Raw genomic sequence first — 16,051 nt, 5'->3', positions numbered from 1 at the left:
GAATGAAAGGGAAGCAGGTCAGTCAAATACGTATTGTAAACGCAGAGACAGCATATTGCCGTGCCGACCGTAGATGGAGCCCGTCAGATAGGATACCTGATACTTGAGAGTCTGCGCCGGGCCTGTGGAGAGGCTGCCGAACAGGGCTGGCCCGATGCGGTGCGATTGTTTGTCGCGGGGCGCCCAATGGTTCCAGTCGCCGAGTTCGCCGAAACCCTGCAAACCGAACTCCAGCGCCGGTTTCCAGCGATATTTGGTTTGCCACTGGTATTGCAACTGCGTAGTGCCGTTGTTTTCAGAGCGCAGCACGCGCTCCAGGAAGACATTGCCGTTCAACTGTACTCTGCCGACATCGGTCTGCAAGGCTGGGCCTATGTCCAGCGTATAGCCTTCCTGGCTGATATGTTCGCGCGCCAGCATGGTATGTATTGCCAGGTCAAACGGATATTGGCCTTGCGTCAGCAGGACATCGTTCTGCCAGTTCCAGGTATCCAGTGACACCTTGGATGCAGAAGAACCGATGTAGCTGGCGTACAGTTCGGTATACCAGCGCGACGTTACACCGTAACCGACGCCCAGCTCCGGCCAGACTGTTTCAGTGCGGCCTGGAAATTTGATGGTCCAGTATCTGAAATCTATCGATTTCTGTCCCTGATTGTCATAGACGGTGACGACATAATAGCCGGGGTAGGCTTGTACTGCTGCGCAAGTCGTTAGCAGGAATACGGCCAATGCCAGGCTTTTTGTCATTAGGACTATCCTTTATAGGTTGGCAATGCGGTTGGCACTGCTTTGCCACTCAAGCTGGTATTGCGGGCACGGGATGTTTTGCAGTCCGCGTGTCAGGCCCTAGTATGTGCGCAAGTTGATCAATCACGCAACATTCCAATAAGGCAATGTCTCTTTTGCTCGACAGAAAAGGAGGGGAGGAGTGCTGAGCGTATCGCTTCGCCGCCAATACTGAGAAATACAGCGGCTGCGAGTCTGGGTAGACGCGGGTTCAGTATCTCGCTGAACCCGGTTTGAGGGAAATGCTTGAGATGCTTAAGTTGCTTATTCCGGCCAGATAGCCTGCAACAGTTGCGCCAGATGGGCGCCGCCGTTGGCCAACGCATCTTCCTTCATCTTGTACATCAGTTTTTCATATTCCAGCGGCAGCGCGATAGACCAGCTCGGGCCTTTGGCGCTGATGGTCGCCTTGCTGAAGGCGGTACCCTGGTAAAGCACGCGGGCAGCCTTGATGCTGTCGTCCGCCCACAGGACTGGCCACTGTTCAAATGCTGAGCCGTCTTTGGCAACGGTCCTGGCTTGCTTGATCAGCGTTTCATTCATCCGGCCTTTTTTGAAATTCTGCGGCACGTCGTCCCACATGGAATGCAGGTTGCCGCATGGGCACATCAGCGCATTACCGCCTACCGTGTTGGACAGCTTGTCGAATTTGCCCTCATCTGGATTGATTACGTGGCCTTCAGTGTCCAGATAGATGGAGCCTACGTGCAGCGGCTGGTGGGCGTCGCCCACATAATGGGTCAGCAGGATCAGCGCTTCCCTTTGATCCTTGATATTGAAAGGCTTGGGTGCCTGCTTGCCCTCCAGTATCTGCACCATCGCCTGCATCGCGTTGACGATGTCATGGTCGCTGGTGCCTGCGTAGCCGGTTTTGTAGTGATCATGCTGCAGCGAGATATCGGTGTAGTGATATTGTTTGTGGCAGTTTTCTTCGCCGGGAGCCGGGTTGCAATTCGTGTTATTGCGGCGTACGAAGTCACTCATCGCCGCCATGCCTTCCGGCGTTTCAAACGGCGCGCACTCTGGGTATCTACCGGCGGAAGTATAGGCAAAATCCTTTTCCGGGCTCACGCCCTTGGCGCAGTCTGCCCAGATCGACATTTGTTCCAGCGTCGCGCCGCCCAGCAGGCTTTTTACTTTCTCTCCGGCCTTGGTGCCGGCCAGCAGTGCATCGGCTACTGCGCCTACTGCCTGGTGTCCGTCCGGGCCGAAGGCCAAACTGAATTGAGGTAAACAGCACAGGCTGAATACCAGTGAAAGGAAGTATTTTTTCATATTGATTCCACTGATTGCGAGTTTTGAAGAGGGCAAAGTTTAAATGCCTGAAAGCTGGAGGCGCATCAGGATATCATTTCCTGAGGGGAATGAATCGGCGTGCAGGTATCTTATTGTTGCTGATGCCGGAAATATCGCTATGGGCATCGCGTGGAGCGGCTATCTGGGCTTTGCTTTAATCTCGCCAGCTTCAAACATTAAAGTATCAAGGCTACCGTCTTTTTTCATCTCTTCTATGGTTCGCTTGAATTTGACGGCGAGCGCCCGGTGTTTGTCGTTCATATACAGATAGGTATCCAGGCTTTCAACGATGCCCATTTTCGTGATCTGGCTATCCAGCCGCAGTCGGCTTATTTTTTGTTCAACGCCGCGGGAGTCCGAAGTAATGAAATAGCTGGCACGGTCTGCCACCAGCATATTCAGGCCAGACTCTACCGAGTGGGTCGGTGTCAGGTTGCTGCTCATCCTGGCACCCAGATTGTTGACGACGATTTTTGATCCAAACAGGTACATCACGGGCTGGCCTTGCATTGCCACCTCATCCCAGGAGCTGACCCTGGCGGTGCCGGGTTTGCCCCAGGCCACAAAGGTGGCAACGTACAAAGGGGTATCCACCCTTATATGCCGCGGGTTTTTACCGTCTGCCGCAAAATTGAAGACACGGTAGTTTTCGCCGTCAGCCTCACCGGACTCGACCATCGCGGCGGCCCGTGCGGCAGGGTAGTACTTCAGCGTGCAGCTATATTGCAGCCGCCTGCATATTTCATTATTGGTTTTTTCGAATAGCTGGAACAGGCCGGGGCGCTCTACCGGGTCGACCAGCGTCACGAATTGCAGCACCGGCAGTTCTGCGGCGCTGGCGCAGTTTGCAGGCAAAACAGCAGTCGCCGCCAGTAGCGGTACCCATATAAATATTGTTTTTAAGAAATTAACTATGGGGTGCATAGGGACCTGCAAATGGCCGATATTGTGCAAAAGCGGCAAATATTCCCAGACCGGTTCTCATTGTAGGTGGCAAGCTAATAGATAAGCTTGAGCACGGCAGATGCCAAAATTGCAGCTTACCATATTAGCATCGCAGGCTGGCTCACTGCGGGAAGGTTCGACTTAAACCCCAAGAACCGCTAAACTGGCACCCTTTCGCATAAAGCTTTCATTACCGTGTCTGACATTACCCCCCAAACCGAATCTGCAGAAAACCTGGACGTTGTTGAAAACAAGCACGTTTCCAGCGATCTGATCAATCGCGAAGTCGCCCGCCGCCGCACTTTCGGGATTATTTCCCACCCGGATGCGGGTAAGACAACGCTGACTGAAAAACTGCTGATGTTTTCCGGTGCTATTCAATTGGCGGGTACCGTCAAGGCGCGTAAAAGCGGACGCCACGCAACCTCGGACTGGATGGAGATAGAAAAGCAGCGCGGCATTTCCGTTGCCAGCTCGGTCATGCAGTTTGAATACCGCGATCACGTCGTCAATCTGTTGGATACACCGGGTCACCAGGACTTCTCGGAAGATACCTACCGCGTGCTGACCGCCGTCGATTCCGCCCTGATGGTGATCGATGCGGCCAAGGGTGTGGAAGAACAGACGATCAAGCTGCTGAACGTTTGCCGCATGCGTAACACGCCCATTATTACCTTCGTCAACAAGATGGACCGCGAAACCCGCGATCCGCTGGAATTGCTGGACGAGCTGGAATCGGTGCTGAAGATACAGTGCGCACCGGTGACCTGGCCTATCGGCATGGGCAAGACTTTCCGCGGTGTGTACCACATCCTGCGCGACGAAATCATGTTGTTTGCCGCAGGCAGCGATCGTGCCGACCAGCAGTTTGAAGTGCTGAAAGGTATCGACAATCCACGCCTGGCGGAAATGTTCCCGCTGGAGATAGAACAACTGAAGATGGAGGTGGAGCTGGTGCACGGTGCTTCGCATCCCTTCGATCTGGATGCTTTCCTGGCAGGCACGCAGACCCCGGTATTTTTCGGCTCTGCGATCAACAACTTCGGCGTACGCGAAATTCTGAACGCCTTGCTGGACTGGGCTCCGGCACCACGCCAGCGCGATGCGACCGTGCGTGCAGTAGAGCCCGTGGAAGTCCCTTTTTCCGGTTTCGTATTCAAGATCCAGGCCAATATGGACCCCGCACACCGCGACCGTATTGCCTTCCTGCGAGTGTGCTCGGGCCGTTTTGAGCGCGGCATGAAACTGAAGCACCTGCGTCTGAACCGCGATATCAAGGTCTCCAGCGTGGTGACCTTCATGGCATCCAGCCGCGAGCAGGTGGAAGAGGCGTACGCAGGCGATATTATCGGCCTGCCCAACCACGGCAATATGCAGATCGGCGACAGTTTTTCTGAAGGTGAATTGCTGCAATTTACCGGCATACCTTACTTTGCACCGGATTTCTTCCGTACCGCGCGCATCCTGAACCCGATGAAGACCAAGCAGTTGCAAAAAGGCTTGCAGCAATTGGGCGAGGAGGGTGCCGTGCAGGTATTCAAGCCGGTCAATAGCGGTGATCTGGTACTGGGCGCGGTCGGCGTGCTGCAGTTTGAAGTAGTTGCCAGCCGCCTCAAGAATGAATATGGCGTGGATGCGGTATTTGAAGGCACCAGCATCAGCAGCGCGCGCTGGGTAACCTGCGAAGACAAGAAAATGCTGGCGGACTTTGAAAAATCCAGCGCAGGCCATAACCTGGCACATGATGCTGCCGGTAATCTGGCGTATCTGGCGACCTCCGGCGTCAACTTGCGCCTGACGCAAGAACGCTGGCCGCAGGTCGTATTCCACGCGACCCGCGAGCATGCGGCCAAGCTGGATTAAACCTCTCCCTCCCCGCGGCTGAAACCTGAACCAGGTTTCAGCCGGTCTTCCCTTTTCCCTTGAAATGCTGCACTGAGCCTCCGCTTTTTACTATTGCGGGAAGGTCTTGTGCCGCTGTTCAATTGCGGTTGCCTGTCTCGCCTCCGTTTGCATCTGCTCAACGCATTGTTGTTCATTTAGGCCATAATAGGAGTTGGCATTTGCATACTGCAATGCAGATCATTCTTCGGAGGAATTCATGAGCAGCATTCGCCATCTCATTCAGGGCCATACCAGGGATATCGGTTTCCCGGTAAAACGCCTGCTTCCATCGATGGAAGCGAGGACCGTGGGTCCGTTTGTGTTTTTCGATCACATGGGCCCGGTCACATTTGATGCCGGTACTACCGAGGGCGATGTGCGCCCGCATCCGCATATAGGCCTGGCAACCGTGACCTATCTGTTTTCCGGTGCAATGATGCACAGGGATAGTCTGGGTAGCGTACAACTGATCACGCCCGGCGACGTCAACTGGATGGCATCCGGTTGCGGCATCGTGCATTCGGAACGCATACCGGAAGAAATCCGCGAGAAAAAAACCGTCGTGCAGGGTTTGCAGATGTGGGTCGCGCTGCCGCAAGCGGATGAAGAGATGAGTCCTGGCTTCTGGCACTATCCCGCCGCCGAGTTGCCTTACGTGGATGTAGAGGGTGGCAAGCTGCATATCCTCGCCGGTAGTGCATACGGCCAGACATCGCCGGTGAAGGCGCATAGCCCGACCCTGTATGTCGCCGCGAATCTGCAAAGCGGCGGCAAGCTGCAGGTGCAGGCTGACTATGCAGAGCGTGCCGTGTATGTGGTGAGCGGTGCGGCGACGCTGGATGGCGAAGCGCTGGCCGCTGGTACGCTGGCGATACTGGAAGCAGGAGCGGTTGTGGAAGTGCAGGCGCAGCAGGATACTATCCTGATGATACTGGGCGGCGAGGCGCTGGATGGCAAGCGCTTCATTTGGTGGAACTTTGTGTCCAGCTCCAAGGAGCGGATAGAGACAGCCAAATTCGCCTGGGCCAGCCAGCAGACCGATATGTTCCCCAAAGTGCCGGGGGAAACAGAGTTCATTCCACTACCGGACCGTTAGCCTTTACCGGAGCCTGCGCGGCTCCGGTTTTCGTTTAAGCTGTCCCGCCTCAACTTTCCCGCTTCAGGCTTTGGCAAACGTGCCGTGCAAACCTATCGGCAGCGCATACGGCAAGCTTGCCTGTGCCACCGGGCCATCCGCCAGCCGGTCCGATGCGAAGCAGGACAGCCGCGTGAGTTTTTTATCCAGGTCCAGGCTGGTGCCCAGTATCCATCCCGCGGCACCGGCCGCAGAGCCGGGTTCAGGAACGAAGATATGTTCCTCTGCAATAGTTGCGGTGCCGTAGGAATATTTATCGGTCTTGCCGCTCTCCAGATTGGTTCTTGCTATGGCACTGAAACCGGGATGGTCGGCCCATGTCTCGGTCGCATGATAGATGTGCTGGTGGCGATAGCCTGTCAGGCGCGGATCGATGCGGGGGAACTCCGCATCGATGGCGATGAACTGCTGGCTGGCCTTGCCCCTCTTCGTGTCTATGCTTACTTGCGCAATCTGGTGCACGGCTGAGCGGCTGAACTGGCCGCGCATCACTTCCCGCGTATCCTTGAACAGGATGCTGGGATCTTCCGTATGGATGTAATCCATGCGTATGGTTCCTTGCGCATCTTCCCAGGCATTCCCCACATGAAACAGGAAGCCCGCCGGTAGCTGCATCCACTGCCTTTTGCTCCAGTCATTTTTGTCTACCACCAGCACGCGCATGCCCAGCTCGGGTTTCCATGCATGGGCATCCAGATAGCTGGTGCCTGAACTGAATTTGTCGCGATCGAAGAGCAGCGGTGGCAGCAGGAATACCAGGTGTTTATCGGTCACCGCGAAATCATGCACCATGGATATTTGCGGGATGCTGATCGCATCTGCCTTGCGTAGTTTTCCGTCTACGCCTATCTGATACAGCACCATCACATTGTCCAGCATGCTGATGCCGAAATTCCAGACAGTGCCGTCGGGGTCTACTCTGGGGTGGGCAGAAAAGGGTAGCGCTGCCAGATCATCACGCCATATTTTCGGGCCGCGCGTTTGCAGGCTGTCCGGATCCATGCGATAGGCAGAGCCGCCTTCCCACAGTGCCAGCAGTTCACCGTTCAGTGACAAAACGCTGATGTTGGCGACATTCAGAGAGTCGGGAGAACTGGGAGCTCGTGCTCCGGGTATGCTGGTGCCGAAGCTGCTGTACAGGCGCTTGCCTGCAGCCGCTTCAACGGCGTATTTCTCGGTGCGGATAATCTTGCCGGTATGCCGGACCTTGTTGTCCGTGATGGCAAAGCGCTGCATCATGCCGTCGCCGTCGAACCAGTGATGGTAGCGTTGCCCGCCCAGTTCGTGTACTGCCGGGCCATTCCGGTATAGCACTCCTTGCACGGCGGCAGGAAAGCGGCCCGTGACGCTGGCATCTGCTGCCAAGTCTTTATTTATTGAACGGTAGGCGAGGGGCCAGGGAGAGGCGGCTCCGGCTGCAGCGAAATTCGCTGCCCAGGTATCGGCTGCTGAGCCGGCCAGTATTTCTGCGGCACTTGCGAACTGAGAAAGCAAGGGAGTCAGCGCGCCGGCGCCAACCAGCTTTAAAAAATTGCGACGTTGCATGATGTTGTCCTTTTGCAGGGGCTTATTGCAGTTGTATCGTGATTTCCTGATTGTCTTTCAATGTGAACGCTGCCTGCTCAAAGCTCGGTGGCCCCATGGTGCCTGTCGCGTTATTGGAAAAGCCGTAGCGCTCAGTCGGTATGCCCAGCAAGTTTTTATCCATCTTGCCGTTTCCGTTTTCATCATGGAAGACCGTGACTGCATAACGGCCTGCCGGAACATTTTTGAATACAGCGACAGCCGGCTGCTGTGCGGCGGAGATGATCTGTGCGCTGAATTGCTTGTCGGATTGCAGGAAGCCCTCCCCGGAATTAAACAGCGCCAGCATCAGCGCGCCATTCGGCGAGCGCAGGTTTTTCACGTTGACCGTGATGTCAGCGGCCTGCGATGAGGCTGAAACACCTATAAATAGCATCGCAGCGGCAGTCGCGATTATTTTTCCTAAGGATTTGGATTTCATTTTTTTTCTCCTGTTGGTTAATACCAGTGCCGGGTGGCATGGATTAAGTGCACTGTAAATCCGCAGCAAAATCGCTGCGATCTGAAAGAGACGAAGCAGGGAAATTGATACGTGGAGCGCCCTGAATTTGGCGCGAGCTGCAGATGGAATACGGCGCGCAGGGCCTGCCGGGGTACTAACGCAGATGTTTGTGCATGGCAGCGTTAAAAAATAGGCACGCCTGGCCGCGGTAATACCACTTTCGGCCATGCAGGCGCTGCCGGTTTTTCACCAGAGAAGACCTGGCTGCTTTTTGGGGGGACTTGCAGAAGCAGGAGTGCGCTCGCTCGCCAATGATTTTTCATAGGGAAAACGGGGCGTGATGAGTCGCTTTTTTAGATTTTTTTGGGGCATCGCGCTGGTATCGCTAACATCCCGCCGTTTATTCTGCAGGGATTAAAAAACTGCTCAAAAACCTTATAAACATATTTGGTATTGATAAAAAAATGGTAAGTCCAGTTGTTGAAAAACACGCATGTTGTTTTTAAAAACAATATATAAAACAAGGTGTTGCGATAATGTTTTAAATAATATTATTAATACCAATACTTTATTCGATAATACCACGTAGATACCGCTTGACAGCCACTTTTGAGAAATCTAAAGTTGCTTCCAATCGACGTTTCCAGAACAAATATTCGGGACTGAATAGTTTTGGAAGCTTGCAGAGTTTAGGGCAACTGGAGAAACAGGGACCTCGATTTCCCGCAACGGCAGACCTAGCAGACCTGGTAGAGCTGGCGCAACGGACTGCAAGCAAATGCTCTTTATCAAGGCAATGGAGAAAAGGTTCAACTCCAGTGCCTAGATAAGTGGCATTTAAGTGGCGTTGATTTGAATATTAGATTGGTTACGTAGGCGTTGTATTGAAAGGCTCAGCCGTGTGCTGTACTGGTTCACAACATCACGGACGGGCATCAGGTAGTTTTTATTAAAACTGGCCGGTTATGCATCCAAAGGCCAACATCGAGGGGGAGTAAATGAAGAGCAATTTGACACCAATTGCATCCGCTGTCGCGCTACTCATTATGAGTAGCGCCATGTCGGCGCATGCACAGCAAGCCGATGCAAAAGCGGGCGATGCAAAGGCACAAGAAGTCGTGGTAACGGGTATCCGCGCTTCCTTGCAGCAATCCATCAATCAAAAACGTAATTCCGATTCCGTCGTCGAAGTGATCACTTCCGAAGACGTGGGTAAGATGCCGGACAAAAACGTGGCAGATTCCCTGCAGCGTATTCCTGGCGTTAGCGTTGCAACTGCCGGCGGTACTGAAGGCGGTTTCGGCGAAAACGATCGTGTGGCCTTGCGCGGCACGCCATCTGCTTTGACACTGACGACATTGAATGGCCACACGGTATCCAGTGGTGACTGGTACGCAGCCAATATTACCGGCGGCGGCCGTAGCGTCAGCTATTCCCTGTTCCCATCCGAATTGATCGGCCGTGTAACTGTCCACAAGAGCTCCCAGGCTAACCTGGTAGAAGGTGGTGCTGCCGGTTCCGTCGATATCGAAACCCGCAAGCCTCTGGACTTCAAGGAAAACTTCACCGGTATAGCTACTGTTGAAGGCGTGAACTCCAGCCTGGCAAGCAAGACTGACGGTCAGTTCAGCGCATTGTTCAACTGGAAAAATGCCGACAACACTCTGGGCGTGCTGGTGCAGGCCTTTGACGAAAAGCGCTCTCTGAAACGTGACGGCCAGGAATTCCTGTGGTGGGACAAAATGTCTGCCGGCTACGATGGCTCGGGCTGGACCCAGGCGCATCCTGAAGTGCTGGGCAAGAATATCTCCCTGCTGACCGGTACCTCCCAGTTCGAACAAAAGCGTGAACGCAAGGGCGGCCTGATTGATGTACAGTTCAAGCCAAACACCGAATGGACTCTGGATCTGACCGGCTTCTACTCCAAGCTGGACGCATCCAACGTCAACCGCAACATGATGTTCCCTCCGTACAGCATCCTGACCAATAACTGGTCCGGTGTGGGCGGCGTGGCGCCATCGAGCTGGACGATTACCGGCAACACCCTCACCAACATCACTTTCCCGACTACCTGTCCAACAGGAAAAGACTGCTCTGCGATGTCTTCTTCTGTGCAGGATATCGCGGTGCGTCCTGGGTCCTACAGCGACTCCAAGTTCGTCAACCTGGATGCGTCCTACAAGGCCAGCGCTTCGCTCAGCTTTGAAGGCAAGCTGGGTCAGACCAGGGGTACCGGTTATACCCAGGATATCGGCTACGAAGCGTGGAATGCGTACAGTGGCGGCAGCATCACGCTGAACGGCCTGGCTTCGCCATCCACCGTCATTGTTCCCAACTCCGACAAACTGACTTTCCGCAGCGTAGGCCAGGTTGGCGGCTGGGCATCCAAGGTGACAGCAAACGACAAGGAAACCTATGGACAGGTCGATGGCTTGTGGAAAACAGGCAACGACATCCTGCACAGCGTGAACTTCGGCGTGCGCTTTGCAACCCATGACCGTGACCTGAGCTATCTGAATGGTACGGTTGCCGATGCGGGTACACTGGTTGCCAATGCTCCTACTGGTGTGACGAATTTCAATTCCAGCTTGCCTAACGTGTTGAATAACACCTGGACCATGACTGGTGATTCCGTCACTGGCTGGGCCAACAAGTACATCACTTTCAGCGCTCACTCTTACCAGTCTGAGTTCAAGATCAAGGAAGACGTCCAGGCCGCATATGCAATGGCTAACTTCAGCACCGACATGGTTTCCGGTAACTTCGGTGTGCGCGCAGTCAGCACTAAAGAGCACGTAGAAAATGGTTCGCCTAACGATGTATGGAATCCTATCGTTACAGACAACAGCTACACAGATATCCTGCCTAGCGCCAACTTCCGCGTTGAGCTGGGCAAGAACCTGGTAAGCCGTTTTGCTGTCAGCCGCACCATGGCGCGTCCTGATTTCGGTCAATTGGCATCCCTGAGCTTGCTGGATACGCAAATGACTGGTTCGGGCGGTAATCCTAACCTGAAGCCTATCCGTTCGAATAACTTCGACGCCAGCCTGGAATGGTATTTCGCACCTAAGTCCCTGCTGTCTGTCGGCGTCTTCGACATGTCGATGGATTCCTATGTGACTTACGGTTCCTTCCAGCAAACTTTCTTCAACAATGCACAGAAGAAAAACACCGTGTACAACATGAGCGCTGCGTTGAACACGACTGCGGAAGTGAAAGGCGTCGAACTGTCTTACATCCAGGATCTGGGCTACGGTTTCGGTGTGAATGCGAACTACACCTATGCTGATGGCAAAGAAACAGGCAAGGCAACTGGCTCCGCATGTGCAACAAGTGGCGATTGCAGCATGGTTGGTACTTCGAAGAACTCCTATAACCTGGGTGCTTATTTCGAAAACGACACTTTCAGCGCCCGTCTGCAATACAGCTATCGCTCTGCCTTCCTGAATGGCCTGGACCGTAACAGCGCTATCTATCAGGATTCGGTCGGTACTGTTTCTGCTGCCGTATCCTACAACGTCAACAAGTATCTGACCTTGACGCTGGAAGGCAAGGACCTGAACGATCCTATGCTGAAATCCTATGCAACGACACCGGATCAACCACGTGCGTTCTACAAGAACGGCCGTCAGATCTACTTCGGTATCCGCGCCAAGATCTAAGCTGAGCTAGAGGAGTTGCGCAGCCTGGCCTGTGCAATTCCTTTGATCCAAATGGCGGAGCGTTCTCTGCTCCGCCATTTTTTCTGCTACTTGGTCATCAATTAATTCAAACGCACTCATTTGCCCATGGAAATCCCATGGCAAGAGGAAGCTCATTGCATCAGCACCTGTCATTAAGCCAGACGGCAGATGCTGATGCAATGAGCCTCGATCCGGGGCACGACGGAAATTAGAAGAAACGCAATGCCGGTTTCCTGTGGCCTTTGGCCCAGGTTGCACCCGCAGATATCAGGAGTAGTACATGTATCTTTCAGAACGGCAGCAGGAACCCGGCAAGAGGCTCACAGGGTTTGCGCTGGTAGTCGTATTTCACTTGGCGTTGGTGTATGCGCTGCTCAATGGTTTGGGGCACAAGATATTAGAAGTAGTGCAAAAGCCGTTGGAAACCAAGATCGTAGAGGAGGTCAAGCCACCGCCACCACCTCCAGAAACGCCACCGCCACCGCCGCCAAAACTGGCCGCACCGCCGCCGCCGTTCATTCCGCCGCCGGAAGTGCAGGTACAGCCGCAGGTACAGCAACCGACGATCGTCTCGACACAAGTCAAGCCGACGACGGACGTACTGCCAAGGACAGCGCCGCCGGTAGCAGATGCACCGCCGGTAAAAGCGACAGGTCCGGTATCGGTAGCAGCCGTGATCGATTTCAACGCAGCAGGCTGCAAACCGGAATGGCCAAGAGCGTCATTGCGTAACGAAGAGACAGGGACAGTAGGACTGGCCGTGTTGATCGGAGCAGACGGCAGCGTATCAGACGTCAAGATTGAAAAATCCAGTGGATTTAGAAATCTGGACAATGCAGTGAAATCCCAACTGATGTCGGGCAGCTGCAAAAACAAACCAGGCACAGTCGATGGCAAACCGCAACAGCTCTGGACCAAGGTTAATTATGTATGGCGTCTTGACTAGCTTCGTGGCCGCCGTCCAAGCTACTGCGCGGCTCCATTTCCGGCCTGTGGTGCTCGACGTACTGAAGTACGACTGCGCTCCTCGGCCAGAACTGAAGCTGCTCGCTACGCTTGGCCAGCGGCCCGGGCGGTAAGGTTTTTTTAGAATTTTTTTGGTATTTAGTTAAATTAAAGAAGGTATGTAAGATGAAATTTTCCTTATCCTCCAAATTGAAAGCCCTGTTGCTGGCTGGTTCATGTGCGTTTGGTGCAGGCTTGGCTGTAATGTCCGTACCGGCGTCAGCTCAAAGTACTGAAGCATCCGCACCAGCAGCTGCTCCAGCAGCAGAAGCAGCTGCTCCAGCAGCAGCGCCAACTGACGTAGCAGCACCAGCAGTAGCGAAAGACCCAGTCGACAATCCATACGGCCTGGACGCCCTGTGGAAAGGCGGCGACTTCGTAGCACGCTCCACACTGATCATCATGGCCATCATGTCCATGGGCAGTTGGTACATCCTGATCACCAAATTTGTTGACCAGCTCAAAATGAGCGGCCAGGCAAAAGACGCTAAAACCAAGTTCTGGAAAGCCGCCTCCGTACAAGCTGGCGTAACCAGCCTGAAAGAAGGCAGCCCATTCCGCTTCATCGCCGAAACAGCGACCAAAGCGACCGACCACCACGAAGGCGCCCTGCTGGAACAAATCGACCTGAACTCCTGGGTAACGATGTCCATCCAGCGCGCAGTAGACAAAGTACAAAGCCGTCTGCAAGATGGCCTGGCTTTCCTGGCAACAGTTGGTTCCACAGCACCGTTCGTCGGTCTGTTCGGTACAGTTTGGGGTATTTACAATGCGCTGACAGCGATTGGTGTAGCAGGTCAGGCATCGATCGACAAAGTAGCAGGTCCAGTGGGTGAAGCGCTGATCATGACTGCGATCGGTCTGGGTGTAGCGGTTCCTGCGGTATTGGGTTACAACTTCCTGGTACGCCGTAACAAGACAGCAATGGAAGACGTTCGTGCGTTCAGCGCCGACCTGCACTCCGTCGTATTGTCCGGTGCCATGTCCAAAGCTTCTGGCGCAGCCAGCATCAAAAAAGCAGGCTAGCGTCCTGGGTCTGAAGTGCATTGCATCAGCGGGCTGATGCAATGGGCGGCAGGCCAGGCGCAACACGGAGCAAGGGTGGTTTCCCTTGCGAGTATTTGCAACGCAGCATGCCGTTCATTTCATCGGCCTGCTGCAATGAATTTCAGATTTAGGATGCTTATTCATGGCAATGGCAATAGGCAATGATGGAGACGGCGAAGACGAAGTCAACAGTACCATCAACACCACGCCGCTAGTCGACGTTATGTTGGTACTGCTGATCATCTTCCTGATCACCATTCCCGTCGTCACGCACACCGTACCGGTCAAACTGCCGTCTGAGACAAATCAGCCGTACAAGACCAAACCAGAAAACATCAATCTGGCCATCGACAAAGAAGGCCAGATGTTCTGGAATGAAGCACCAGTAGCCGATACGGCAGCGTTGTTTGAAAAGCTGAAGAAGGTCGCTGTGATGGTACCTCAGCCTGAACTGCATATCCGTGGCGATCAAAACGCCCAGTATAAGTATGTCGGCAAGGTGATCCTGACAGCCCAGCGCGCAGGAATAGCCAAGGTCGGATTTGTGACCGAACCGCCACCGCGCGGCGGCTAAGAACTTGCTGAAAAGCCTGCCTGGCGGTGTTGCTTCTCCTTGCCGCACTTGCGTGCTGTCTGCGTCGGCGCGCCTAGCCATCCAGGCTTTGCAGCAAGCTCTATAAGCGAGGTAGAGAAAGACATGAAAATTCCGTTATCGCTGACGGAGCGTGGCACGTAGTTAATAGAAGAAAGGAACCCACATGGGGATGAATATAGGCTCAGGCGGAGTCAGCTCCGCCGATCCGGAACCGATGATCGAGATGAACATGACGCCGTTGATCGACGTTATGCTGGTGTTGATCATCATGCTGATCATTACCATCCCGATTCAAAACCACGCAGTCAATCTGAACATGCCGACCAGCTCGCCAGCCAAACCGCTGACAGAGCCAATGGTGATCACGATCGACGTGGACTTTGACGGAACAGTACTGTGGAACGGCGTTGCCCTGAGCGGCGGCCGCGGCGAACTGGAAGCCAAGCTGCGTGAAGTAGCGGCGCAACCGGATCAGCCGGAAGTGCATTTGAAGCCCAACAAGCTGGTGGCATACAAGTCGGTGGCAGCAGTGATGGCCTCGGCACAGCGTCTGGGCGTGACCAAGATAGGCATGATCGGTAACGAGCAGTTCATTAATGATTAACGCAATAATTAACGTAATACTTGCAATTTGTAACAAGTGATTTACGAATTTAATTAAATACCACTTAAATACCTATTGACAACCACTGTGTTAGGCCATAAAGTGAAGCCGACCCCTGATACGTGGGGGAATTGCGAAATTTATCGATGGAAAAAGAAGTGAACAAACAATACCAATACCTGATCGGCGTAGATGGCGGCGGAACCGGCACCCGGGTGGTGCTGGCGCATGCTGACGGCGCTGAGCTGGGGCGTGGTAGTGCAGGTCCTTCCGGTCTGATGCATGGTATCGACAATGCTTGGGCAGCCTTATTATATGCAATGAAACAGGCTTTCGCTGAGGCTGGCCTGGATGCTCCTGTTTTATCTGACATCGCTGCCGGTTGCGGCCTGGCCGGTGTGCACAATAAACAATGGGCGAACGATTTCGCTGAAAAAAATCCTGGCTTTGGCGCGCTGGCGGTTGGGACCGACGGCCAGACCACTTTGCTGGGAGCTCATCAGGGGCAGCCGGGCGCGATTATCGCCATTGGTACCGGCAGTGTCGGTGAGGTCTTGTTGCCGGATGGTAGCAGGCGTGAAGTTGGCGCCTGGGGCTTTCCTTCCAGCGATGAAGCCAGCGGTGCCTGGCTTGGCTTGCATACGATCAATCATGTGCAGCACGTACTGGATGGCCGGCATCCTCCAACCGAATTTGCCGCTGCGGTGGTTGCGCATTGCGGCGGCGGACGCGATGGCGTTTTCAACTGGCTGGCACAGGCCAACCAGACCGCCTATGCGCAACTGGCGCGTTTCACTATACAGTTCGCGCCGACCGAACCGGTTGCGCGCGGCATTTTGCAAAAAGCCGGTGAAGAGATTGCCAAGATGGCCCATGCGCTGGATCCGTCTGCACAATTGCCTATAGCCCTATGCGGTGGTTTGGCTGCGCCTTTGCGCGAATATCTGCCGCCTGCATTATTGAATCGCGTCGTACAGCCACAAGCTGATTCAGCGACCGGCGCGTTGATACTGATCAAGAATAGTTTTTCAGAAAGCTGACA

General features: G+C 54.2%; 13 protein-coding genes. 8 read left to right on the top strand and 5 right to left on the bottom strand.

What is annotated here, in order from left to right:
- Window positions 1-18: 18 nt before the first annotated feature.
- The 3 genes from IEW12_RS10540 to IEW12_RS10530 form a co-directional block, all read right to left on the bottom strand.
- Window positions 19-750: a hypothetical protein gene (locus tag IEW12_RS10540; RefSeq protein ID WP_188566013.1), complete on the bottom strand. Its 732-nt coding sequence runs from the start codon at window positions 748-750 to the stop codon at window positions 19-21.
- Window positions 751-1,053: 303 nt separating this feature from the next.
- The gene (locus tag IEW12_RS10535; protein WP_188566012.1) at window positions 1,054-2,064 is read right to left on the bottom strand and encodes a S1/P1 nuclease; all 1,011 of its coding nucleotides are present in this window, start codon (window positions 2,062-2,064) and stop codon (window positions 1,054-1,056) included.
- Window positions 2,065-2,223: 159 nt separating this feature from the next.
- Window positions 2,224-3,009: a substrate-binding periplasmic protein gene (locus tag IEW12_RS10530; protein ID WP_188566011.1), complete on the bottom strand. Its 786-nt coding sequence runs from the start codon at window positions 3,007-3,009 to the stop codon at window positions 2,224-2,226.
- 255 nt (window positions 3,010-3,264) lie between these two features.
- Between IEW12_RS10530 and IEW12_RS10525 the strand changes: the two genes are divergently transcribed.
- Both IEW12_RS10525 and IEW12_RS10520 read left to right on the top strand, forming a co-directional pair.
- Window positions 3,265-4,893, top strand: a complete 1,629-nt coding sequence (locus IEW12_RS10525) for a peptide chain release factor 3 (protein WP_188566783.1) — start codon at window positions 3,265-3,267, stop codon at window positions 4,891-4,893.
- Between the two features lie 238 nt (window positions 4,894-5,131).
- A complete protein-coding gene (locus IEW12_RS10520; RefSeq protein ID WP_188566010.1) occupies window positions 5,132-6,010 on the top strand; it encodes a pirin family protein in 879 nt (292 codons plus the stop codon).
- Between the two features lie 63 nt (window positions 6,011-6,073).
- On the opposite strand, the gene IEW12_RS10515 is transcribed toward IEW12_RS10520, so the two are convergent.
- Both IEW12_RS10515 and IEW12_RS10510 read right to left on the bottom strand, forming a co-directional pair.
- The gene (locus IEW12_RS10515; RefSeq protein ID WP_188566009.1) at window positions 6,074-7,594 is read right to left on the bottom strand and encodes a carotenoid oxygenase family protein; all 1,521 of its coding nucleotides are present in this window, start codon (window positions 7,592-7,594) and stop codon (window positions 6,074-6,076) included.
- A gap of 22 nt (window positions 7,595-7,616) precedes the next feature.
- Complete coding sequence (locus IEW12_RS10510; RefSeq protein ID WP_188566008.1) at window positions 7,617-8,054, bottom strand: DUF2141 domain-containing protein; 438 nt, start codon at window positions 8,052-8,054, stop codon at window positions 7,617-7,619.
- A 1,019-nt stretch (window positions 8,055-9,073) separates the two neighbouring features.
- Here IEW12_RS10510 and IEW12_RS10505 point away from each other — a divergent pair.
- The 6 genes from IEW12_RS10505 to IEW12_RS10480 all read left to right on the top strand — a co-directional run bounded on the left by IEW12_RS10505 (window position 9,074) and on the right by IEW12_RS10480 (window position 16,049).
- The gene (locus IEW12_RS10505) at window positions 9,074-11,737 is read left to right on the top strand and encodes a TonB-dependent receptor (protein WP_188566007.1); all 2,664 of its coding nucleotides are present in this window, start codon (window positions 9,074-9,076) and stop codon (window positions 11,735-11,737) included.
- 301 nt (window positions 11,738-12,038) lie between these two features.
- Window positions 12,039-12,704, top strand: a complete 666-nt coding sequence (locus IEW12_RS10500) for an energy transducer TonB (protein WP_188566006.1) — start codon at window positions 12,039-12,041, stop codon at window positions 12,702-12,704.
- Between the two features lie 185 nt (window positions 12,705-12,889).
- Window positions 12,890-13,789 (top strand): MotA/TolQ/ExbB proton channel family protein, encoded by a 900-nt coding sequence (locus tag IEW12_RS10495; RefSeq protein WP_188566005.1) that lies wholly within the window; start codon window positions 12,890-12,892, stop codon window positions 13,787-13,789.
- Between the two features lie 163 nt (window positions 13,790-13,952).
- A complete protein-coding gene (locus IEW12_RS10490; RefSeq protein ID WP_188566004.1) occupies window positions 13,953-14,384 on the top strand; it encodes an ExbD/TolR family protein in 432 nt (143 codons plus the stop codon).
- A gap of 184 nt (window positions 14,385-14,568) precedes the next feature.
- Window positions 14,569-15,009 (top strand): ExbD/TolR family protein, encoded by a 441-nt coding sequence (locus IEW12_RS10485; protein ID WP_188566003.1) that lies wholly within the window; start codon window positions 14,569-14,571, stop codon window positions 15,007-15,009.
- A 146-nt stretch (window positions 15,010-15,155) separates the two neighbouring features.
- Window positions 15,156-16,049, top strand: a complete 894-nt coding sequence (locus tag IEW12_RS10480; protein ID WP_188566002.1) for a glucosamine kinase nucleotide-binding domain-containing protein — start codon at window positions 15,156-15,158, stop codon at window positions 16,047-16,049.
- The last annotated feature ends 2 nt before the right edge of the window (window positions 16,050-16,051 follow it).

The organism is Parundibacterium terreum, assembly GCF_014636315.1.
In the GTDB taxonomy this organism is placed as follows: Bacteria; Pseudomonadota; Gammaproteobacteria; order Burkholderiales; family Burkholderiaceae_D; genus Undibacterium; species Undibacterium terreum.
The sequence above is the reverse complement of the archived record's forward strand: the minus strand, read 5'-3'. Positions and strand labels throughout refer to the sequence as shown.